This window comes from Ignisphaera sp., assembly GCA_038831005.1.
GTDB lineage: Archaea > Thermoproteota > Thermoprotei_A > Sulfolobales > Ignisphaeraceae > Ignisphaera.
The window spans coordinates 214,657-236,276 of sequence record JAWBKZ010000003.1 but is presented as its reverse complement, the minus strand read 5'-3'; the positions used below and the strand labels follow the sequence as shown (position 1 = coordinate 236,276).

General features: G+C 37.3%; 21 protein-coding genes, 4 tRNA genes and 1 other RNA gene. 9 read left to right on the top strand and 17 right to left on the bottom strand.

All coding sequences use genetic code 11. The features are described from left to right. The first annotated feature begins 191 nt into the window (after window positions 1-191). Entirely contained in the window at window positions 192-1,550 is a 1,359-nt protein-coding gene (locus QXK50_04590; protein ID MEM2008440.1) for an aspartate aminotransferase family protein, read from the top strand. Between the two features lie 53 nt (window positions 1,551-1,603). On the opposite strand, the gene QXK50_04585 is transcribed toward QXK50_04590, so the two are convergent. Further along, window positions 1,604-5,179: a hypothetical protein gene (locus tag QXK50_04585; GenBank protein ID MEM2008439.1), complete on the bottom strand. Its 3,576-nt coding sequence runs from the start codon at window positions 5,177-5,179 to the stop codon at window positions 1,604-1,606. Window positions 5,180-5,342: 163 nt separating this feature from the next. On the opposite strand from QXK50_04585, the gene QXK50_04580 reads away from it, so the two are divergent. From QXK50_04580 to QXK50_04570, 3 genes are all read left to right on the top strand, one after another. Further along, the gene (locus tag QXK50_04580) at window positions 5,343-5,750 is read left to right on the top strand and encodes a hypothetical protein (GenBank protein ID MEM2008438.1); all 408 of its coding nucleotides are present in this window, start codon (window positions 5,343-5,345) and stop codon (window positions 5,748-5,750) included. After that, on the top strand, window positions 5,731-6,852 hold the full coding sequence (locus QXK50_04575) for a hypothetical protein (GenBank protein ID MEM2008437.1): 1,122 nt from the start codon (window positions 5,731-5,733) through the stop codon (window positions 6,850-6,852). Before QXK50_04580 ends, QXK50_04575 begins: the two co-directional genes overlap by 20 nt. A gap of 758 nt (window positions 6,853-7,610) precedes the next feature. Next, window positions 7,611-7,684: transfer RNA gene (locus QXK50_04570), tRNA-Val, on the top strand. Window positions 7,685-7,916: 232 nt separating this feature from the next. Here the strand turns inward: QXK50_04570 and QXK50_04565 are convergent. From QXK50_04565 to QXK50_04535, 7 genes are all read right to left on the bottom strand, one after another. Next, a tRNA-Cys gene (locus QXK50_04565) sits at window positions 7,917-8,027 on the bottom strand. Between the two features lie 70 nt (window positions 8,028-8,097). After that, window positions 8,098-8,186 (bottom strand) — tRNA-Phe (locus QXK50_04560). Between the two features lie 79 nt (window positions 8,187-8,265). Further along, the gene (locus tag QXK50_04555) at window positions 8,266-9,432 is read right to left on the bottom strand and encodes a DNA topoisomerase IV subunit A (protein ID MEM2008436.1); all 1,167 of its coding nucleotides are present in this window, start codon (window positions 9,430-9,432) and stop codon (window positions 8,266-8,268) included. A 13-nt stretch (window positions 9,433-9,445) separates the two neighbouring features. Then, entirely contained in the window at window positions 9,446-11,032 is a 1,587-nt protein-coding gene (locus QXK50_04550) for a DNA topoisomerase VI subunit B (protein MEM2008435.1), read from the bottom strand. Between the two features lie 129 nt (window positions 11,033-11,161). Beyond that, entirely contained in the window at window positions 11,162-12,088 is a 927-nt protein-coding gene (locus tag QXK50_04545; GenBank protein ID MEM2008434.1) for a deoxyhypusine synthase, read from the bottom strand. A 203-nt stretch (window positions 12,089-12,291) separates the two neighbouring features. After that, entirely contained in the window at window positions 12,292-12,846 is a 555-nt protein-coding gene (locus tag QXK50_04540; protein ID MEM2008433.1) for a nucleotidyltransferase, read from the bottom strand. A gap of 29 nt (window positions 12,847-12,875) precedes the next feature. Then, window positions 12,876-13,043: a 50S ribosomal protein L40e gene (locus QXK50_04535; GenBank protein MEM2008432.1), complete on the bottom strand. Its 168-nt coding sequence runs from the start codon at window positions 13,041-13,043 to the stop codon at window positions 12,876-12,878. 106 nt (window positions 13,044-13,149) lie between these two features. Here QXK50_04535 and QXK50_04530 point away from each other — a divergent pair, with 106 nt between their 5' ends. Next, window positions 13,150-13,695, top strand: a complete 546-nt coding sequence (locus tag QXK50_04530; protein ID MEM2008431.1) for a transcription elongation factor — start codon at window positions 13,150-13,152, stop codon at window positions 13,693-13,695. Between the two features lie 31 nt (window positions 13,696-13,726). On the opposite strand, the gene fen is transcribed toward QXK50_04530, so the two are convergent. The 6 genes from fen to QXK50_04500 all read right to left on the bottom strand — a co-directional run bounded on the left by fen (window position 13,727) and on the right by QXK50_04500 (window position 16,504). After that, window positions 13,727-14,791 (bottom strand): flap endonuclease-1, encoded by a 1,065-nt coding sequence (fen, locus tag QXK50_04525; protein ID MEM2008430.1) that lies wholly within the window; start codon window positions 14,789-14,791, stop codon window positions 13,727-13,729. A 52-nt stretch (window positions 14,792-14,843) separates the two neighbouring features. Next, window positions 14,844-15,065 carry a winged helix-turn-helix domain-containing protein gene (locus QXK50_04520; GenBank protein ID MEM2008429.1) on the bottom strand — a complete coding sequence of 74 codons (222 nt, stop codon included), beginning with the start codon at window positions 15,063-15,065 and terminating at the stop codon, window positions 14,844-14,846. A gap of 13 nt (window positions 15,066-15,078) precedes the next feature. After that, entirely contained in the window at window positions 15,079-15,360 is a 282-nt protein-coding gene (locus tag QXK50_04515) for an elongation factor 1-beta (GenBank protein ID MEM2008428.1), read from the bottom strand. A 10-nt stretch (window positions 15,361-15,370) separates the two neighbouring features. After that, complete coding sequence (locus tag QXK50_04510; protein ID MEM2008427.1) at window positions 15,371-15,577, bottom strand: zinc finger domain-containing protein; 207 nt, start codon at window positions 15,575-15,577, stop codon at window positions 15,371-15,373. A gap of 203 nt (window positions 15,578-15,780) precedes the next feature. Then, a tRNA-Val gene (locus tag QXK50_04505) sits at window positions 15,781-15,854 on the bottom strand. A gap of 71 nt (window positions 15,855-15,925) precedes the next feature. After that, a complete protein-coding gene (locus QXK50_04500) occupies window positions 15,926-16,504 on the bottom strand; it encodes a DUF367 family protein (GenBank protein ID MEM2008426.1) in 579 nt (192 codons plus the stop codon). 123 nt (window positions 16,505-16,627) lie between these two features. Between QXK50_04500 and QXK50_04495 the strand changes: the two genes are divergently transcribed. Both QXK50_04495 and QXK50_04490 read left to right on the top strand, forming a co-directional pair. Continuing rightward, window positions 16,628-16,891, top strand: a complete 264-nt coding sequence (locus QXK50_04495) for an Lrp/AsnC ligand binding domain-containing protein (GenBank protein ID MEM2008425.1) — start codon at window positions 16,628-16,630, stop codon at window positions 16,889-16,891. Window positions 16,892-16,893: 2 nt separating this feature from the next. After that, complete coding sequence (locus QXK50_04490; protein ID MEM2008424.1) at window positions 16,894-18,312, top strand: tRNA(Ile)(2)-agmatinylcytidine synthase; 1,419 nt, start codon at window positions 16,894-16,896, stop codon at window positions 18,310-18,312. Between the two features lie 325 nt (window positions 18,313-18,637). Here QXK50_04490 and rnpB read toward each other — a convergent pair. Both rnpB and QXK50_04480 read right to left on the bottom strand, forming a co-directional pair. Then, window positions 18,638-18,953: RNase P RNA component (gene rnpB / locus QXK50_04485), an RNA gene on the bottom strand. Between the two features lie 100 nt (window positions 18,954-19,053). Next, window positions 19,054-19,227: a preprotein translocase subunit Sec61beta gene (locus QXK50_04480; protein ID MEM2008423.1), complete on the bottom strand. Its 174-nt coding sequence runs from the start codon at window positions 19,225-19,227 to the stop codon at window positions 19,054-19,056. Window positions 19,228-19,303: 76 nt separating this feature from the next. Between QXK50_04480 and QXK50_04475 the strand changes: the two genes are divergently transcribed. Further along, complete coding sequence (locus QXK50_04475; protein MEM2008422.1) at window positions 19,304-19,675, top strand: hypothetical protein; 372 nt, start codon at window positions 19,304-19,306, stop codon at window positions 19,673-19,675. A gap of 21 nt (window positions 19,676-19,696) precedes the next feature. Beyond that, on the top strand, window positions 19,697-20,449 hold the full coding sequence (locus tag QXK50_04470; GenBank protein MEM2008421.1) for a geranylgeranylglyceryl/heptaprenylglyceryl phosphate synthase: 753 nt from the start codon (window positions 19,697-19,699) through the stop codon (window positions 20,447-20,449). Window positions 20,450-20,532: 83 nt separating this feature from the next. Here QXK50_04470 and mtnA read toward each other — a convergent pair whose 3' ends face one another. After that, the gene (gene mtnA, locus QXK50_04465; protein ID MEM2008420.1) at window positions 20,533-21,588 is read right to left on the bottom strand and encodes an S-methyl-5-thioribose-1-phosphate isomerase; all 1,056 of its coding nucleotides are present in this window, start codon (window positions 21,586-21,588) and stop codon (window positions 20,533-20,535) included. Window positions 21,589-21,620: the final 32 nt, after the last annotated feature.

The following is a 21,620-nucleotide window of genomic DNA, read 5'->3' as shown; positions in this document are numbered from 1 at the left end:
AGCTTTCTATAGGTATTGTTTCTTCTATATGTTTCACGATATCCTTTGCTTAAAGCTTTTCTGGACTAGAGTTATAAGGTTTTCGTATATACCTGCTACACTAGAGTACATGTCGTATGGTTCATCAGCATGAAGTAAGCTTCAAAGTACATATATGTGCTGTGTAGCGACTTTATAGCTTGTGAAGAACCATGATTTTACGTGATCTAGATGATATAATATTGAGACTGTCTAGTAGATATTTAGAGAAAACAAGAAGAAGTAGAGAGATGTTTGAAAGAGCTTTGAAGATTTTTCCTGGAGGTGTTACATACCATATAAGGTATCTAGAGCCTTACCCAATATATGTATCAAGAGCTAAAGGATCTATTGTTTGGGATGTAGATGGAAATGAATATGATGATTATTGGATGGGCCATGGAGCACATATCCTCGGTCATTCACCTGATTTTGTTGTAGAAGCTGTTAACAAGATCTCTAGAGATGGTACTCATTTTGGTTTTGAAAATATTTATGCTGTTGAATATGCAGAGCTTTTAACTAAGGTAGTGCCAAATATAGAGATGACTAGATTCTGTAATAGTGGTACAGAAGCTAACATGTATGCTGTTAGACTTGCTCGTGCATATACTAAGAAGAGATACATCGTGAAAATTGAGGGTGGTTGGCATGGATCTCTAGATCAACTTCATGTAGCTCTCACACCTCCTTTCACGGAACCAGAATCTCTAGGAATACCAAATGATTTTGTTAAATATACTGTTGCTGTTCCCTACAACGATATCGAGGATCTAGAGAAAGTTGCTAGAAGATTTGATGTAGCGGCTATAGTTATAGAGCCTGTTCCTGGTGCAGGTGGATGTATTGAGCCAGAGGAAAACTATCTTAAAGAAGTTAGACGTATTGCTGATGCCTATGGAGCTCTACTCATATTCGATGAAGTTATAACAGGATTTAGATTATCGCTAGGTGGTGCACAAGAATACTTTAACGTTAAAGCAGATATTGTTGTTTTTGGAAAGATTATTGGAGGTGGATATCCTGGTGCAGGTGCTTTTGCAGGCAAAAGAGAGTACATGGAGCTTCTAAACCATATAAAGTATCCAAGCCCTCGGCAAAGGGTATTCCATGGAGGTACTTTCGTAGGTAACCCTATAACAATGGTTGCAGGTTATACAACAATAGAATATCTAGCTAGAAATAGATCACTATATGAAGTATTTAACAATAGATGGTGGTATGTAGCTAAAAAGATGGATAAAATTTGTGAAGAATACAATAGAATTTGCTGGATAACTTCTACAGGAAGTATGATAGGGATACACTTCACCTCGAAAAAACCAAGAAATATAGCTGAAGCATACATGAATAGATGGAGTGAAAAAGTATACAAAGCGCTTCACTTATTCATGGTTACAAACAATATTGTGTACTTAAGTGAGAAAATGCCGCACTTATTACCGTCGATGGCTCATAGCGAAACACAGATATCAAGATTCATAGAAATGCTAGAACAATTCTTATCAATAATAGCCAGAAGATCAAGCTAGATAGATAGAGTATGTAAAAAGATTATAAAAATATATTATATTTTATGCTTTATTTATTTTGCTAATGCTCTTGAGATAGATATTGTTGCATAGATTGCTGCAGCTGCAGCTACAACAGCAAATACTAGTGCTATTATGACTAGTGTTCTTATTGTGCCAACACTATCCTCAAGACTCTTAACACTTGAATCAATAGCTGATATCCTTCCTGCATCAGATTTGATTGCACTTACATCAGTTTTAAGACCTGTGACATCTGTTCTCAAGCTACTGATATCGTTTCTTATTTGCGTTATATCGTCTCTAGCTTTTTGAAGTGCTTCAGTAGCCGATTTCACGTTTGCACTTATCTCACTTATCTGGTCTACAGGTATTACGTCTTTAAGTTCTTTAACTATTCTACTTACTTCATCTAGTTTCTTTACACCTTCATCTAGAGCTGTAGCAAGTGCATCAACTTTCTTAGATACACTATCTACATCACTCTTAGTAGCAACACTCTTACCAAGATCAGCTACAGCCTTATCTATTCTATCAATTACGCTACCAACTTCGCTAATCTTTGTAGCAAGTGCATCAACTTTCTTAGATACACTATCTACATCACTCTTAGTAGCAACACTCTTACCAAGATCAGCTATAGAGTTCTTTAGCTCATCTATATTAGTCTCTAGCCATTTACGTAGAGCAGCTACAGCTGATTCTGCTCTACTTGCTGCATCACGTGCTGCTCCTACAGCTGTTTCTATTTCTGCTAATCTATTCATCAGTACTGTTCTTAGTTTATCTATATCGTGTTTTGTTGACACTATACTCATATTGTTTATAACGAATACATAACTCGGCATTGAGTATTCTCTTTGAGCTACAGGACCTGCAAAATAGACTAGCTTTACTTCATATGCTCCAGGTTCTAGAGCTGGTACATATATACCTAGTACATCTGTATATGGACTTGATAAAACTCCTTTATCATCAGAGTACCATTTGGTTACATGCTCATTGAATTTAACCATAGCATCAGTTCCATTAAATAGTACTGCTTCTACAGCTACACCAGGAGCAAATCCTGTTCCAATAACTCTAACAAGTCCTGGACCAACAAGTATAGGTACATAGTTCCTCTGTAGATCGAGTACAAGTATCTTAGGCACAACTACTGGTGATACTGATATGAAGTCTGTTGTATTGTAGAATAGGTCTATAGATATGTATCCCGATACACTACCTACAGCGTATATGGTGTAGGTACCTGCACGTAGAGTTGGTACAACAAAGTCTGTAGTTTCTACAGATGAATTAGCTTTTATGGTTTTGACTTTCTTGTCTGCAAAGTATATATCTATTCTTTCACCTGGATAGAGACCTGAAAGTGTAACTCTAATCTTATCTCCTAGATAGTCACATCTAGCTGCATATACGGCACATACACCACAATACTTTACAGCAACAACATTTTCGCTTTCAGGACATGGACATACAACAAATCTTTCATCTTTGTATCCAGCTGAAACCTTGTTTGTTGTAGGATCTATTATAAGTCTTGGATCATCTACAACTTTCTCCCAATACGCTTTAGCACCAATTATGATTGCCAATGAGTATTCATAGCTCCACTTATCTACACCCCATAGATAGTGAACACCATATGTAGCATCACTTGGTATAACTATATCGAAGGTCTTGTTACCATCTTTTCCTAGACTAACTTCAGTAAGCTTTTGTGCTTTCTCCCAATATACCGTTAAAGTATTGTCTCCATAACCCCAGTCATATCCAGGTCCATAGCCATAGGCAGCTACAGTAACTTTGTCACCAGGTTTAATGACTTGACCAACAGGAGCTACAATTACCAGTAATGGTCTAACAATGTGGTATACATTAGTAAATCTATATGTAGGACCTTCTTTAGGTGTAGCTCTAGCAGTAATTATTGCCATTCTATTACTGGCATTATATCGCCAGTTTATGGACCAATCGATATTTGCATCTGTATCTGTGAGAGATATAGCTGCAGGTATGCTTATCGTGAATCCTGTGACAGTCATGTTTTGTGGATACACATAGTAGTATGATTTAATAACTGTATCTCTTCTATATACTATTGTTAGATTTGCATCTTCTACATAGAGACCATATTCTCTAAGTAGTAACACTATCTTGTTGGGGTATGTGTAGAATGTTGCCCAGTAACCATATTCTCCAGGAATGGAAGGCACGTTGGGATGCATTTGATCTGGAGCTATATTGAACGAAACATCAGCTACATATGCACCTAATGTTTCATTGTATGTTTGCTCATCTGAAGTTATATTTACCAAAGACAATACTATTGGTGGTAGCGTCGTTAGATTGTATAATACAAACCATACTGTTCCATCATTGTCTCTATTTGCTGCAAGCTGATAGATCTTGTTGCCAATAGGTATGTTGATCTTTAGAACTTCTGTTAATGTGAAAGAATCGTTTGTGTACTTAGGTATATAGCCTAGGGTTCCTTTAACATAAGATGTTGCATTAATTAGTACTTTAACGCCTAGAGCTGGTTCAGTAGCACCTGGCGTTATAGCAACCCATCCTCTGGTGTTTAGATTTATGGTCGTATCGTTGGCAAAGTCTTGGGGTGCTGGAGCTAGCTTGACTTCGGGTATGTATAGACCTGCAGTCATATTTGTTTTGAACTCATTTGTAGATGCTTCAAAATTACCTCTATCATCTACTTGTGCTTGTACTGGAACATTGTAGTAAACGTTTGTGAAGTTTATGTTAAGCAGCTTTAGGCTAACTATGCTGAGACCTGCATCAAAACCGTAACCCTTAATCGTTAGACCAGTAGTTTCGCATTCACCACCAGTACGTAGTTCACATCTACCATGGCTTTCAGTTGGTGATATAACTACTTGTGGCTCAATTCTTAGAGAACCAGGCCTAAGATAGTTAATATTTGTTCCGGTTGCTAAACAGTTGACATAGTATTCTCCTTTAGGCAAACCTAGAAATCCTGAAACATATAGAGATACTTCTGTGGAGCTACTGGCATCTCCACCTATGACAACATCTTCAATATCATAATCATAAGGTTCTTGTGATACCTTGTTGATGAATCTTAGTTCACTTATAGTGGTTCCTGGTACAAATCCATAGAAGTTTACAGTCACATTACTTGGATTGCCATAGGGATCTACGATTGTTGAAACAGGTGGTGTAACAACTATCTTTGGACCAACAGAAATGTTTCTATGATCTTGTCTCTGACCTATTGCCCATACTTCTACAACTAAATCCACAAGCCCAATTGGATCAATAGTGTCTCTTGCACCGGGTAATTTTTCCGGTAGTGGTACTAGTACTTCATATTCTCCTGGCGATAATGCGTGTAACGATCTTTCAGACCATGCCGGTCCCATTGATGCATTGGTTAGTCTTACTGTTATTGTCACACCTCCAAAGAATACTGCTACCTTTACTTTAGCTGTTTCTCCTGGATACACTATACTGTGCTCTACATCTATTATTTGTGCTACTATTATTTGTTGTTGTGAGTATAGTATTGATATTATTGGGGCTATTACTGATATCATGAGCAGTGATAGTATTAGATATGTGGATATGTATCTTGGTTTCGACATGAGTTATGTTCACCCATTCTGGGTATATACTGTATTGGCATCCCTATTTAAGGTATTTGTCTACATATGTATAAACATGTGTATATATCTGTGTATATTTGTGTACATATGTATCTATATGTGTTTCTCTCTTTTTTAGCTATGTTTTTGTTTGGGGTTGTCTGTGTTTTGTAGAGGTATCTCTAGCTTTGTGGCACTAGCTGTAATGATTGCTTTAGCTACTGTTGTTGCTCTACATATATACATCAAATCTATTGATATATATACTGTAGTTAAACCTAGAGCTATTCATGTTCATGAACATGCTGTATGCTATAATTTGTCTAACTATAGAGTTGTAGTAGATGATGCTGAGGTATGTAGGTATAGTGATTCACCAAGGTATTTCTGTGTATTTAGATTCTATAGACCGATTAACCTAACTATAGTATTTGATGAATATGTAGATCATCTCTATATCGATGATAAATGTATTGTTTTTCTAGATAAACTTCCTCTCTACATCTATAGCTCTAGCAACAATGTTTTTGTTGTTTTTGAGGTGAAGGTCTATGAACCGTGGTCAAAGTGAGTATATAGGAGCAACTCTCTTGATCCTATTAACCATTTTGATTACGTATCTATCTACCGAGTGGATGTATACTATAGGTAGTGTTGCTAGAGAAGCTGTTAACAATATAGAGAAGACTAGAGAAGTTCTAGACATCTATCTAGAGAGCTCCTCGATACGTATAGTGAATAGAGGAATTAAGAAATGCTATCTTGATCTAATGTACATAGAGCTTGTGAATAGAACCATAATCATTAGAGATACTAATGTATCTCTAGCTGGTGGAGGAGAGATAGCTATTGCTCTAGATGTTAATGATGTAGAGAAGGTCTGTATAGAGACTAGAAACGGTAACACGTTCTGTAGCCACAGAGCATCAGATAGCGATTCATATAGAGACTTTATGTATTTTGAAAGAATTCCACCAACATATCTAGGTTTCAGTACTGTAAATCATGTACCTTATAGAGTGAAGAGAGTTGTAGCACCTGAAACATATTTCCACATATACACTACATCTGAAGGATATACCACAATAGTTATAGATTCTGAAGAAATTCTCAATAAGTTCTCTATATATCTGAATGATAATACATCAGATATAGAGAACAAAAACTACATAGCTATCACACTATATGATTATACAATTCTTGATTTATCGAAACTCATGGATCACGATGACTCTACCGCCGGTATAATAATGTACTCTACTATTGCAGAACTAGAAATATGTATAAATTTTGATGAAATAACTAGAGGATGGTTCTATGTATATATGGTGAATAGAGGTGGAGCACAAGGAGGATACATGTATATAGCTATATCAAACAATACATGTAGATACTTCGAGACTCATTCAACACTATATAGTGATGTAGCTGGAAGAAACATAAAAGGTGTATGGCTAATCAACGCCAGAAGTATAAAGATATACATAAAGAGACTCATATACGATATATATTCAATAGAATTCTATCCATATAATGCCACGAAAACATCATTAGGATTTCCTTCAACACGGTACAGCAAACCAGTAAACTCAACAATAACAGTTTTCGCAACAAGCAATACATATCTACATATGGTAGAACTCATAAAACTGAATACAGCCTTCATCAGATAAAGGAGTCTACATCATCAATCTCAAGACCTGCGTAACTCATCATCTATTAATCAATACTATAAACATGTCATAGCTTTAAGCTTTACTGTATATCCATAGACAAAAAACAATTTAGATATGTGGTAAAAGGCATCTATCTCAAACTCTACTAGATGCATTATTCCATAAATAATACATATTGTGTTAACTTAACAACCCCAGCTAAAGATTGTTTATCTAAGGATATGATGGGTTCAATAACTGTATCCAGTATACATTGATGATCTCAAGACCATAAAATATCGATGAAAATAGCATCCTCTGTAGATGTTTTAATCTGTTTTAGCTACTGTAGGTACTTGGAGGAGGTGCCTCATATCAATGACAACTGGATAGCAATCAGGAGTGAGAAGATATACATCTGTTCCTCAAGGGCTTAGTGGTGCTGATCTATGTAGCTCTCGATGACCTTATGACGAAGTGAATAGATGTTGAGGAGGAAACATGTAGTGATAATATCCATATATAATACCCATGCTACTTAAAACAGCTAGATAAACCTAAATAAACATCACGAATATCCACACAGATCCACATACAGAAGAAGATGTAAATTAATTGATTAGATGCGCCCTAGAGGTTGTGACTAGAATAGTTATCGATTTCAACACATTAGCTATAACGATCAGATAAACTTAAATCCTCAAACTGGGTGTAGGATAATGTAGATCATAAACAAATAAACACTCTATGATATACCTATATAGATGCTATTAAGCGGGCCCGTCGTCTAGCCTGGTAGGACGCCGCCCTTACGAGGCGGAGGTCCGGGGTTCAAATCCCCGCGGGCCCATCAAAGCTGGTATAGTCGATATAAATAATAGAGGGATAATACACCTTGTTCTACCGCAACTTATCATTATCATAGCTATGTCTAGATGTTCAATCCCTATAAATATCTAGATTCACACTTACTATAATTACTATAATTGCGTGCTCTGACTTGGTTCTTTCTCTATACTAAAGTATTTCTCTATACTAAAGTATATAGCTGAATACAGACATTATTAACTCGTGTAGAGAATTGGAGCCGGGGCCGGGATTCGAACCCGGGAGTTAACGGGTCTCGACAGGCGGTCTAAAGCCGGAATCTTGTTACTGCAGCCCGCCGCCTTAGACCTCTCGGCCACCCCGGCTCAAAATTTTTTGTTTATTTTATCTAGGTGGATAGTTTGTGTATCAGAAGCTTTTAAGTTTAAGAATATATGCCGCCGGGGGGACTTGAACCCCCGACTTCCCGGTACCTGGGATCTTTTCTCTTCAGCCGGGCGCTCTCCCAGCTGAGCTACGGCGGCTTTACCCTAACAGATTGTTTAATATAGCTGGTTTTATAACTTTATGTACTTTGCACGCAATGTGTAACTTCATGGGGTGTTATTCTATGAAGTCTTTTGTCTGTATTTTTGTTGGTATGTAGGTGTCTATGAGGAAGTATAGACCTTTACCTGTGAGTGCCTCTATTTCTAGTTTGCTCTGTTTCTCTAGGAACAGATTTATCTCTTTTACCCATTTCTCGGTTTTAAACCATTCGTAATTCAGGAGTTCTTGTGCTCTCTTTATGTCTGTCTTCTTTGCCTTTATTATGAAGTTTCTTCTCTCTGATTCATTTAGATACGGCTTCTTACCCTTTTCCCCAAAGATATCAGTCATGCTCACGCCCAAGAACTTTGCTTCTGGTGTCGCTAATCTTTCAGATTCATAGGACAAGGTTATAGAGCCTATTCTGAAGACACTGTATATGTACCATCCATAGGGATCTGCATCAGTCAATATGAATACAGGTAGCTTTAACTCTTCATTTAGTCTACGAACAAATCTTCTTGTAGCTCTATCTGGTTGACCTGCACTCGTTATCAGTATAGCTCTATACTTCCTCCAGAAACCTGCTCTATGAAGCTGCTGGAAAACAGCATCTTTCTCTACAACCATAACAAGTTCTGCATCTACATCAACAAACTCTATCAAGTCTGGTGTGGGCTCTATAGCGTATGCACCATGACCCATCTTGCTGAGATCTATAACATCATCACCAGACCTTATCCTCATATCCCCCACAACTTTACCCTTCTCTTTGCTTAGTATAAGCATATCTTCTCTAAGTAGGTCCGCGTAAACCTCTATATCCCTTAAAACTGAGTCACTCTCTTTCTGTTCATCCCATGTGTTCTCCTCTTCAATTTTACCTTTATACGATTTAAAACGTATCGTATGCTTACCTCTATAGTAGAGATCTCTTATCGTTGGATACTCGTTATTAATTAGAGCCTCGTATATTATCTTGCCCATAAGCAGGGTCTGCATAAACTTTCTAGCTTCATGGACGTCAAGGAACCTTCTCTCAAAAACTTCCGAACCCAGGAGCAGAAGCTTTCTCTTGCTATCAAATATGGTATTCGATAAAGTTCTTTTAGGTATAATCAGCTTAGGTTCTTCGCCATCAATTATATCCTTAACGAGCTTCTCGAAATGTGATTTAAGTTTTTCAGCAGCTAAGAGTCTCGCTTTTTGATCAACCTTAGATGAGTAGTGAGGACTCGGCATAAACACCACACACCTACTCCGTATGCAGAACCACATCTTTAACCGATGATACAGATTTCAGTGCTTCACCATATCTAGACTTAACCATTTCAAACAACTTGTTCTCGATAGTAGAGGAATCAACCTTAACAGGATTTGCCGCACTGAAAACGCTTAAGGAGGACACTACCTCAGGTATGTACTTTATTATAGTGAAGGCTTTCCTTAAAGCCTCCTCTTCTCTCTGTTTTCGAGATAGATAAAGCTTCAAGGTTCTAGCAACATATCTCACACCTTCCTCTATCTCATGCTCTATAGCAGGTACATCAGCTATACTCTCCTTTCCAACACCTTTGTAGGGTATCTTTGTTCCACAGATATGCACAAGAATAGCCATTGGTGCAGGAAACTCTAACTCATAGTAGCTCCAATCTATGTTCTCTGAAATAACTTTCCACGCTACATCGCTTTTCTCGTCATATAGCAAAGGTATCTTGTTGGCATACCTAAGCAGAATAGGTTGATCTGATTGAGGTATAGCTCCTCCGTATCCTATACCTACTTCAACTATTATGGCGTGGCCCTCATATACTACAGGTTTTCTTGTAATAGCTTCTACAAACTCTGGTCTAAGTGTTTCTCTCAAACCTATTTTTATCAAGTCTGCACCTATAGGCGATAGGTGATCTGCTCTAGGTTTCTTAAACTCTGTAAATTCTTTCAATGCTTTAACTAGATGCTCAATTTCTTCTTGAGTAAACTCTTTAACCTTCTTTAAAGGATCAAAACCATAGAGTTGCAGAAACCTTTGAGCCGTTATCTCCCCAACTCCTTGAAACTCTGTCGAGAGAAATTCTATAATTGTTTCCGCTCCAGTATCCTCAATCATTGATTTAAACATCTCTATATCAACACCATGCGGATGGGGTCTAACTTCTCTAGGTGGAGGAGGAACTATCTCCACAACTCTTGGATATATATAGACCTCTCCATCCGGTGTCTTCATGATTATGTTGGCATAGGGAGCAACTATAGCTGTTCTCCTCACGTAGTCTACGACCCTCTGTTTAGCTCTACCCCAATCACCCTCTATAGCAACCTTAACTATAGTTCCATGCCAATCTGAACTATTAGGCCATACAGCTTTATACAGAACTATAGGTCTATTCTCTTTTACATCTATAGCCACTCTATACATATACACTTTCTTTGACCCTATAGATGCTGAAACAATTTCCGTAGGCTCTCCAACAGTTATCTGTCCATAGAGAACAACCATTTTTGCGCCTAAACCAAAGAGACCTCTAGTCTGTCTTAGAACATATTTAGAGCTAAATAGAACCCTACCAAATGCGTCAGGTATGTATTCAGCTGGTATACCTATACCATTATCTTTCACGGTTATTCTATAGGCAAACGCTTTCTCTGGATGAGCCTCTATCGATATCTCCACATTAGGTAGTATACCATGACCATCTGTAGCATCTAGAGCGTTTTCTACAAGCTCTCTAACAGATTGATACATAGCTCTAACGGGATTCGCGAAACCAGCTATCTCTTTGTTTCTATAAAAGAATTCAGCCGGACTTATACTCCTGAACTTCTCTGTACCTATGCTCATCTTCTGTTACTCCTCACGTAAAGAGTGCTATACTAATCCTATGTATATAGCTGTAGCTCTTCGCTTACCTATAAATATCGCTATATATAACTACAGTTATTAAGCTTCACGTAGATAACTTCTCTACTGTTATGTAAATAGTATACTGTATACCATTATAGGGAGAATTATAGATGCATCTCCGTATACAAATACATGTCTAGATCTATCCTTTAGTTTACCCCATGTAATAGCCTCCTTAGGTCTAGCACCACTAAGCGAGCCATCCCATTCTATAGCTGTAGATACATATACTACGTAATCTAAACCTTCTCTAAATTGAGCCCACCACAATGTATGATGCTTACTTATACCTCCACCAACAATTAGAGCACCAATAGACTTAGCACTAAACACTATATCTGCAAGCTCTTTCTCGTCCAAGAAGACATCCACTTTAAGATCATTGAATTGTTTAAACATAAACAAAGCTGTGCCAAAGGCACCATCAAGAAATCCCGGAACGAAGATAGGTGCCTTAGCTCTATATGATGCTCTAATTATAGAGTTCTCATCAGGAATCCTTTTACCCAATTCTTGTAGGATTTCACGTATACTCCAAACTTTGTTAGGAATACTTCTGCTTATTTCATTAAGTACATCTCTAACAACACTCTCTATGAGTGGCCCATAACTCTCCACAGGTATAAACACATTACCCAGTCTATGTATACCCCCACGACGGAGTTGAACATCATCAGCATCAAAAAATCCCTTACCGTACGTACCACCAAAACTTCTGGCTATATCATGATCTATAGCTCCACAAGTAGTTACAATAACATTAAATGATCTGTTCTCTATAATTTGGGCCAAGATACCTCTGAGACCTGTAGCAACAAGATTACCTGTAAAACTTAGAAACCTTATATCACATTTTCTGACAATCTCTTTTACAACCTCTACTGCTTCATAGAGATGACCAGCCATAAATCCATGTATATCACCATAAATCTTAACCAAATCCTCTACACTCATGTCTTTCCATAATCTCACATCCTTTACTCTTTCCTTCACCACTAATCACCTATCGATAAACATCTATGTTTAAGTAGCTTACAAATATCTATATCATCATCAGCATAACTCGCCACAATCTCACTATGTACTTAAGGTATCATAGAAAATGAAAGATATCTCTGGTTTCCAGAACAATGCTTAAAGAATTATTGTGCCAGAATTATTATGAGGATTAAATCTTGAGTCTTGATTAATCTAGGCTAAATCAAGTTCAAGCTCTTTAACCTGTTATATATATACCTTTTATCGTCTTCATATAGTTCGATCATTTTCTCTAAGAGCGTTCTATCTATAGATAGTGTACCTTCATCTACAAGCTGTTTAATCGTTGAAAGCGATGCCACATCTTTATCAGATCCTCTTCTAGCTTTAAGGACGATCCAGCACTCTACTGCAACATACGTAATTTCAGTCCCATCTACTTCTATATTCTGTCGACAAATGTCTATAGATTCTGAAGGTATATAGAAATCAAGTATGTTCTCATATAGCTCCACAGTTATGTCTACTTCATCAACATTAAGTGTTATAGATGGTGTACCAAGCTCTGTTATGCCAGTAGACCATCCTTTCTGATAAGCTATCTGTCTTATCCTTTCTCCATCGAAGAAGGGACTTACAGATGTTGTAAATAGATCTATATCTCCTTCGATATCGGTATTGCCTAGAGCTATAGACAGACATGTACTTCCTATAATTATGCCGTCTATACCTATATCCTTCAGCTGTGCTAGAACTTTTGCAACATGTCTAATAGTGTACGTTACGATACACCTTTACAGCCTTACTTCTTCATGGCGACGGCTTTCTTCTTAGGCCTTAGGTTATCGCTTCTACATCTCCTGCAACGTGTAGCTGTTGGAGGATTTAATGCTCCACATTTTCTACATATTTTTTTGTCTAGGAGCCTCTTTTCTACGATTTTCACTAGTTCAGGATCAGCTAGAGGCATATTTTTCACCAGATATCTACAGACCCATACATAGTGGATGATAAAAGGAATACTTAAATTTATAAGCTGAACGGTTGTAAAGGCTTAAATGAAAAGTAAACCAGAAATGGACACAGGTTTGCTGAGGGACAGCAATGGTATGAGAATACCATTGGACAGTATCTGTATAAGAAGCGGGATTTTATGTCCTAGATGTAGAAGAATAGTTGAAAGTGGGGAACATTCAGAATTTGAAGTAGAGGTTATGAAGCACCTCCTCGATATCGAGAATGAAGGTAACTTTAGGTTCATGAAGAACTCGAGTTATGTAAAAAGCTATAAGATAGATTCATTAATTATAGTAGTTCTAGAATTTCAAGAAGATGTACCTAGATCTGCAATAATAAGGCTTGGAAAAACATTAAGTGAGAGAATTGGTGTGCGGGTAAGAATTGTTCAAAGAACGGCTGACCCTAAGACATTTATAGCGCAACTCATATCTCCTGCCCGTATACAGGGAATAGATAGTGTATGGACTCCTGATGGCTCGGTTCAACATATAGTTAGAATACCTAAATCAGATGCAAAACTATTGCCGCTTAAGACAAATGAGATTGAAACACTTCTTAGTACAATATATAATGAGATTTACAGAGTAAAGATAAGCTACTAATGTTCAGAGAAAATTTTGACTAATCTCTGTTCTACTTTTTTGAAGTAGTAAACCATTGGTCTAGGGTGGCTTTAGTACCTCTAACGTATTCTCTATATGCTTTCTCTAACCTCTTTAACCCATTCTCAACTCTATCTATAGAGAAATCATGTTCCTTAACCAAGATCTCTATGATGGCTTGTTCATCAGACTCCCTCCACTCTACACTATGTACATCTACTACAGGTGGGTTAAGGAAATACCCTCTTATCTTTAAAGGATCTTCAGGAAACTGTGATTTTTGTAGTAGTTTAATGACTTTTTCTATTGTTCCGTGGCTTTTAATCAACTGAAGAGCTGTTTTTGGACCTATACCTTCTACACCATCAGGATTATAGTCTGTACCTATGAGTATAGCTACATCTATCAACTGTTCTCTAGTAATGCCCAGAGCCTTCAACAACTTATCTAGCTCTATTACCTCAGCTCTTACCTCTACATATACATCTCTTCCTGGAAGCTTTCTCTTACCCGTGATAGTGAGGTTCCTCACAAGTCTAGGTGCACCAAAAAGTAGTGAATCATAATCCTGGCTACCTGTACCCCATGCCAATCCTTTTTTAGCCATATAAGCTGCCTGAGCTTCACCTTCACCTATAGCTTCAACGTACGGTACACCCATAGCTTCTAGAAGCCTTTTCGAATCATGTACCATTGATTCTGTAAGGTATAATGCTTGAACAGCATATTTAGCTGCTTCTTTCTTTAATCCTTCGCTATATGCTTTTACAGCCATTTCTAAAGCTTTTTCTTTCCTTGTACGTCGTCTTTCAAGTTCTTCTCTCTTAAGTTCTGGAGGTTTCCCATCGAATACATAGATAGGTTTTATACCGCATTCCATAAGGTTTATCGTTCTATAGAAGAGACCGCTTAAATGACTTGTTACATTGCCTTTGCTATCCATAAGTGGAGTTCCATCAGGTTGTCTTATGGCAGCTAAAAACTGGTATAGAGCATTGTATGCATCAAGTGCTATAACTCTTTGGGCTAGTGCCTTCAAATCATCTACTTCTTGACGACATGAAGAAGGTATTATGTCCTTTAGGTTCACACCCATAAATACAACCACTGATAATTAACTAACATGAGTTTCTACATTTTTATGGTGCTTAAGTAGTTAAAATCTTTTTGAGCATTATAGTCATGTAGTCTCTACTAAAGGCAACGCTAATAAAACCCTCTATCTCTAACTGCATTATTATGGACAACAACTGGTTATACGAAATATTAAATTCTTTTGATAGAACATCGTAGAGCTCTCTATCCGTAACCTTACCTTTTGCTTTCAAGTATTCAAGAATCTTAAAATCTATTTTTCTTCTAAAGAACAAGTATGGATTGCCCTTATGTACTTATTCTTGTTACGTAAACTACATCAACATTATCTATCTCATCTACAGACTTAATAGCTTCTTCAGCATCCTCTGTTCCTCTTTCCTGTTCCTCAGGCATTATTACATAGAGATCCACAGCTTTGTATCCAAACGCTATATCTACAGCCTCCCATCTCAATAAATCGTATCCTTTCTCTTTTAGAACACCTTGAACCTTTGCAACAAGTTCTGACATATTATCCATAAGTTCTTTCGGATATGCTCTAATAACTGCTAAAACCATTGCAGGCATGCTACTTCACCTAAGGGCCTTCAAATCCACAATTAGGACACTTGTACGGTAATGAAAGACTTCTACACCTCTGGCATCTCCAGATAGTTACAGCACCACAGTTAGGACACTTAAAGCTTACAGCTTTCTCATGAGGTTCTATAGTCTTCTTGCAACTTGAACACAACCTCATAACTGCTGGCTCAAATATAGGTAATAGCACTGTCGAGCTACTCATATTCTCTAGCACCATCTACTTCCATGTAGACTGAAAATATAAGCTTGTATAGATCTCGTACAAGATTACTCTACAATCAACTAGACTACTCCATCCTATTCCACATACATCATGATACACAATATGGTTAGAGACATATGAACCTTAATGCGTTTATGCTATTCTAACAAAATTTATATGCAATTTAATATACATGCAGATAATGGGCCCGCGGGGATTTGAACCCCGGACCTCCGCCTTGTGAGGGCGGCGTCCTACCAGGCTAGACGACGGGCCCCATCATGTTCAGTAGTAGAAGACGGAAATTAAGCTTTACTTGATCTTACTGTTAATCACATCTATTGGTTTCTACGGGATTTCTTGCATAATAATTCTATGTAGGATGTCTATAAGTTTTAAGCCTTTTAACATGTCTCTATTCATACCTAATAGCTCCATCTGTATAATCTCGATCTTTTCATCGTTTTCGGCTTGCGAGTATTTCTCTAGCTTAGCTCTGTTAATCTCTATAAACTGTTCTCCCCATCTGAAATACCTCAATATTGTGTCTGCATAACTGCTATAACCTGTTATGTATAGGGCTCCAGCAATAGCTTCTACTGTACTAAGTTTGAATGGTTTACCGTAGTTTGTAGGATTGGCCGCTATGAGTACAGGTAAAACTCTATGGTTTCCTCTCTTTATGATCCTCAAGAGCTCTATACCTCTTTTCCATGAAACATCTATAGCCACTAAACCACATTTCTCTACAAAAATTCTATCGCTGTATTTAATATACGTATAAGCGAGGGGATTTAATACAATTGCGCAATCCGGTAGTTGTCTCAAGTTTGTTAATCGTGTAGCTAACCCCCTCTTAATCAGCTTTTCACCTGTACACATATCTGGGTTGTCTTCTCCTCTCGTTACCACATATATCTTAATCATACATCGTTACCTATAAATACACTAAACAGTAATTTTGGTTCGGTCATCTAAAGCTCTATTATCTTAGATTCAAATGTGTTTTTATACCCTTTTTATGCTAGTACGCTAAGGTGTATGAAGGTTATGCCAAGAGCATTGGTGCTAGTGAATACTGATGTAGGTGCTGAAGAAGAGGTGTTGGCCAGTATAAAGAATATTGAAGGTGTTAAAAACGTTAGCCTTGTTTACGGCATATATGATTTATTCATAGAGATAGAGGCTGATACTATTGAGAAACTCAAGGATATAGTGACATCAAAAATAAGAAGAACACCAAAGGTTAGATCGACTATAACCATGGTCGTTGTATCAAGTAATATAAAGAATGAAGCACTGCTTGTGCAATAGTGATGCCAGAAGCAGAATACAAAGATCATTTATGTACACTACACATAGGTTTAGATGATTTTGATCTGCATCGCTATGGATGTACAACACATACTGCTACATTTCTCATACACAAACTCATCAGCTACATAGCTCCCATCTTCATTGATTATCCAAATCTAGTTAGATTAAATCCTTCAATTCCGTGGAAGACTCGGGGAAATGGTGCTGTAGCCTTACATATCAAAATCCCTTGCTCATATGTAGACAAAGTATCTGATGTTATAGACAATATTCTTCTAGAATATTATAAAAAGCTTGGCGAAGCCTTAGATATAGATATGTATCTCTACTATGAAGAGCCTGGCGCTATTATAGTATTGGGTTCTATACCCCCCATATTCTCTAGAATATATCTGAATTCATTGACGGATGTTGTTCTACCATCTATGGTGCTCGAAAAACTTTTGAAGTTTTCAGAAGAAGAGAAGGTGTATGTGAGTAATGTATTCCGTGGTCGAGGAATTGTTGGTGCTGTAGCAGCTATTGGCTGGCTTGCTACAGATTCTGATTACACATATGAGTTAATTGTGTACCGTTCTAAACAATTCTACAATATGGATCGATGTATAGATACAGATTCTGTTAGACTTTTTGACAATACAACAAATACTACAACGTTTAACAATATAGATTACGAAACGAACAGAGTTCTAATAACGTCCCATGGATATGATCCTGTCCTCTATGGCGTTAGAGGTGACGATGTTTATGATATTAAAAAGGCTCTAGACATAATAAAGCCATGCGAACCTGTAGCTGCTTGGACAATATTTCGAACAAATCAAGCAACAGATGCACATGCTGTTAGTAGAAGGATATCTGATCTAAGGATCTATAGGACTGCAAAAATCAAGTTGAGGATCTCTGGATTTCCTAAAATCATACAAGGAGGACATGTTATTGTTAAAGGAATTGATGACTCTGGATCGATAGATATTGTGTTCTTCAAACCTTCGGGACTAGTGTCTGTAGCTAGAAGACTTATTCCTGGAGATACTGTTGTAGTACAAGGACATGTAAAATCTTGGTACAATATACCCTATCTACATGTAGAGAAAATATTTGTAGAAAAACTAGCTCCGTTATACGTATGTAAAGCTCCGAGATGCCCCATCTGTAGAAAGAGAATGACTAAGAAAGGATTCGGTAAAGGTTACAGCTGCAAAAAATGTCGATATATTGCTCACAACGTGTCTCTTGAATGCACTATAATTACAAGAGATATAGTTGAAGGACTTTATATACCGCCACCAAGCGAACTAAAACATCTTGTTAAACCATTAAAGAGATATGGGAGAGAGCGTTCTACTCATCCTCCACAAATATCGCTTTCTGTAGCTACTGTAAGCACACTTACGGAACCCCTCTATTTCCTATAGAGCACACATTTGTCCCACATATCTGGGTACCCCTCTGTTTCTAGTGAAGAAATTGTATCGTAGATCATGATATATCAGTTGATGGTAGAAGTTGATAACAGATAATGATGTTATGTTAAGCTTGATTATTAATGTGATAGCACAATTATACAAACTTATAATATAATTAATATTATTTTAAGACTATTATATACGATGGTTGTACATCATCTAAGGGGTCTTTATGATTAAAAAAGAACCAAATAATATTACACTCTATGCTTGAACTAGGTATTACTGACCCCTCTGTTTCCTATAGAAAAGTGTTAACAAAATCAAGCTAGGCCCGATCCACAGTAACCCGCCTTTTGTATTCGGTAGCATTTGGCTAAGCGGATTCTCAATCTCTCGCATGGAACTCATAGAGATTGAACCTTACTCTCCGGAGGTTGGCCGTTTCACTGCTCCCATAAACCTCATCAACGGGTTGACCGACCCCCAGTTACCTGGGGATCCTCACCGCATCATCTTCATTGGTTTATGGACATGTCGTTTCTGTGCCAGAGCCCGGAGTTTTACCCCGGCTCCTTACAGAGCTCCGGATCCATGTAGAGGGCGGTGTTTCCTCGGAGCTCTAGGCTCCGTAGCTACCTGTGAATCGGGCCTAGCAAGTAACTGTTTTGTTTTATCGATTAAATGTCTATATCCAGTATACAGACCATAAGGGTTGATAAAAGTGTGGAATATAGTGAACCTTGACACTCAATGTAAGAGTATCCTAAGTGCTAGAATGACTACCGATGTTATATACGCTAGTAGTAGTATTATGTGTGGAGGAATCTTTATCTGTTCTTCTACTTCTTCATAGAATCTAACAAGTCCCACGTAACTTGAGACACCAACAGCTCTACGACCTTTCTTACTCGATCTAGACATAATCTCTTCACCAGATCTCCGATATTTTGTAGAGACTATTTAAACTATTTTAGTAGACATAGAAGCACAGATATATATGGAGTATCTCTGTGGAGAACAAATACTCAACAAGTTTACGGGTTACGATAAGATTGAGGAAGCTCTCAATAACAGACGTTTCATTGTGATAAAATGTAGAGGATTCAAATTCTATGTATTTAAGGGGTTAAAGAAAGACTACATAGTTGCACCTTGCAGATTCTGTACCTGTGACGATTTTGTAGTAAATTATTTGTCCAGAAAAAGAGAAAATCCTTGTTATCATGTTGTAGGATTCAAGATAGCTGAAACAGTCAATAAGGTTGTGGAACTAGAAGTAGATCCAAAAATTTTAGCTAAAATTGTTGAGGAAGTAATATATGATGGATTTTCATCGACTTTGAGAAAGCTATTAAAGGTGCACCAATAATAGCTTAGTAGGTGTTCAGAATTGAAGTGGAGAGGTAGAGTCTATAGATATCTAGAGGATATGGTTAAGAATGACACAAAAGTGCATTTTACTCTTATCGATCCTGAGAAAGTTAGAGAATCAAACGAAATTAGAAAGACCTTGAAATTGGTTGTAGATGCAGGTACTGATGCTATACTAGTGGGTGGAAGTCTCCAGGTATTTAGTGATGATGTTACAGCTATAGCTAAAATAGTTGAAGAATTCGATAAACCTTCAATACTCTTTCCCGGTAGTATAGCAGGTCTCTCTCCCTATGCTGATGCACTTCTATTCATATCGCTACTTAATTCAGATAACATATATTATGTTATTGGTGCACAGATCTCTGCTGCTCCACTTATAAAGAGGTTTGGACTAGAGGTCTTACCTACAGGATACATAGTTATAGGTTCCTTTAATACCTCTGTAAGTTTTATGGGTAGAGCAAGACCTATACCATTAGATAAACCCTCTATAGTTGCAGCATATGCTTTGACAGCCAAATATATGGGAATGAAGTTTGTGTATCTCGAAGCAGGTTCAGGTGCAAAACAACCTGTACCCTCTAGAACTGTCAGTATTGTTAAGAAAGTTGTTGAAGATGTTATGGTTATTGTTGGTGGAGGTATACGAGACAAAGAAGCAGCCAAAGATCTTGCTGAAGCAGGTGCCGATATTATTGTCACAGGCACTATTGTAGAAAAAGATCTTCGAAAAGCTGTAGAAATAATATCGATGCTAAAACATAGATAATATTGTAACTGTTACAATATTGTATTCTATATTTTGTACAACATTATGCTATATAGAGTCCTATTGAAAGGAACCTATATAGGTTAATCCTGTAACAGTTTCCTGATGTTTTCTATATATGGGGGCGTTATAATACCTTTTTCTGTTACAATGGCTGTAACTAGTTCAGGTGGTGTTATATCGAATGAAGGATTATACACAGGAACATTTTCTACTGTTATTATTAGTTTGTTCATTATTTTCCTAACTTCATCAGGGTTACGTTCTTCTATAACTACATCACTTAGTTTAGCGTAAGAATCTATTGTTGAAGTTGGTGCAGCTACGTAGAAAGGTACGTTATGTTTCTTAGCGACTATGGCTACAGTATAGGTACCTATTTTGTTAATTACGTGTCCATCAGGAAGAATTCTATCTGCACCAACTATGACCTTATCCACTAATCCTCTATACATTATGTAGCCAACCATGTTATCTGTTACAAGAGTTACAGGTATACCTTCCTTTATGAGTTCCCAAACAGTTAATCGAGCTCCCTGAAGTACAGGTCTTGTCTCTGTTGCTATAACCTTTATCTTCTTACCTTTATACCATGCAATCCTTATAATAGCTAGAGCTGTACCCATAGCCACAGTAGCTAGAGCACCTGCATTACAGTGAGTTAGAATAGTATCTCCATCTTCTATTAGTTTCTCTCCATACTCACCTATAATTGTATTAACCTTTATATCTGTTTCATATAGCTCTAGAGCTTTATCTACAACAGCTTTTCTAAGTGCTTCAGCATTCGTATAGAATCTGTTTACTATCTCTTCAAGTTGATTTAATGACCAAAAGAGATTATATGCAGTTGGTCTAGTCTTTCTAAGCCTATCTATAGCCTTAAGCAACCTCTTTTGTAGATCTTCAACACTATCTGTAGATGTATTGTAAGCCGTAGAAGCTACAGCTAAAGCTGCTGCTACACCTATTGCCGGTGCTCCTCTTATCTCCATATCCTCTATAGCTCTTGCGACTCTCTCGTAATCATTACTCTCTTCATATATTTCTATCTCTGGTAAAAGTTTCGTATTTAGCCATCTAACTTTCCCATTAACCCATTCAAGAGCTTTTACCTTTATTGGATAAGGTACATGCATGGTTGTTCTACCTAAACATCTATGTGAAGAAT

Coding starts and splice junctions, on each gene's coding strand:
- QXK50_04575 (MEM2008437.1), top strand. CDS start 5,731: ATGAACCGTGGTCAAAGTGAGTATATAGGAGCAACTCTCTTGATCCTA.
- QXK50_04515 (MEM2008428.1), bottom strand. CDS start 15,360: ATGCCTGCAATGGTTTTAGCAGTTATTAGAGCATATCCGAAAGAACTT.
- QXK50_04530 (MEM2008431.1), top strand. CDS start 13,150: ATGGACACAGGTTTGCTGAGGGACAGCAATGGTATGAGAATACCATTG.
- QXK50_04550 (MEM2008435.1), bottom strand. CDS start 11,032: ATGAGCATAGGTACAGAGAAGTTCAGGAGTATAAGTCCGGCTGAATTC.
- QXK50_04585 (MEM2008439.1), bottom strand. CDS start 5,179: ATGTCGAAACCAAGATACATATCCACATATCTAATACTATCACTGCTC.
- QXK50_04590 (MEM2008440.1), top strand. CDS start 192: ATGATTTTACGTGATCTAGATGATATAATATTGAGACTGTCTAGTAGA.
- fen (MEM2008430.1), bottom strand. CDS start 14,791: ATGGGTGTGAACCTAAAGGACATAATACCTTCTTCATGTCGTCAAGAA.
- QXK50_04555 (MEM2008436.1), bottom strand. CDS start 9,432: ATGCCGAGTCCTCACTACTCATCTAAGGTTGATCAAAAAGCGAGACTC.
- QXK50_04500 (MEM2008426.1), bottom strand. CDS start 16,504: ATGATTAAGATATATGTGGTAACGAGAGGAGAAGACAACCCAGATATG.
- QXK50_04495 (MEM2008425.1), top strand. CDS start 16,628: ATGCCAAGAGCATTGGTGCTAGTGAATACTGATGTAGGTGCTGAAGAA.
- QXK50_04490 (MEM2008424.1), top strand. CDS start 16,894: ATGCCAGAAGCAGAATACAAAGATCATTTATGTACACTACACATAGGT.
- QXK50_04535 (MEM2008432.1), bottom strand. CDS start 13,043: ATGCCTCTAGCTGATCCTGAACTAGTGAAAATCGTAGAAAAGAGGCTC.
- QXK50_04480 (MEM2008423.1), bottom strand. CDS start 19,227: ATGTCTAGATCGAGTAAGAAAGGTCGTAGAGCTGTTGGTGTCTCAAGT.
- mtnA (MEM2008420.1), bottom strand. CDS start 21,588: ATGCATGTACCTTATCCAATAAAGGTAAAAGCTCTTGAATGGGTTAAT.
- QXK50_04510 (MEM2008427.1), bottom strand. CDS start 15,577: ATGAGTAGCTCGACAGTGCTATTACCTATATTTGAGCCAGCAGTTATG.
- QXK50_04475 (MEM2008422.1), top strand. CDS start 19,304: ATGGAGTATCTCTGTGGAGAACAAATACTCAACAAGTTTACGGGTTAC.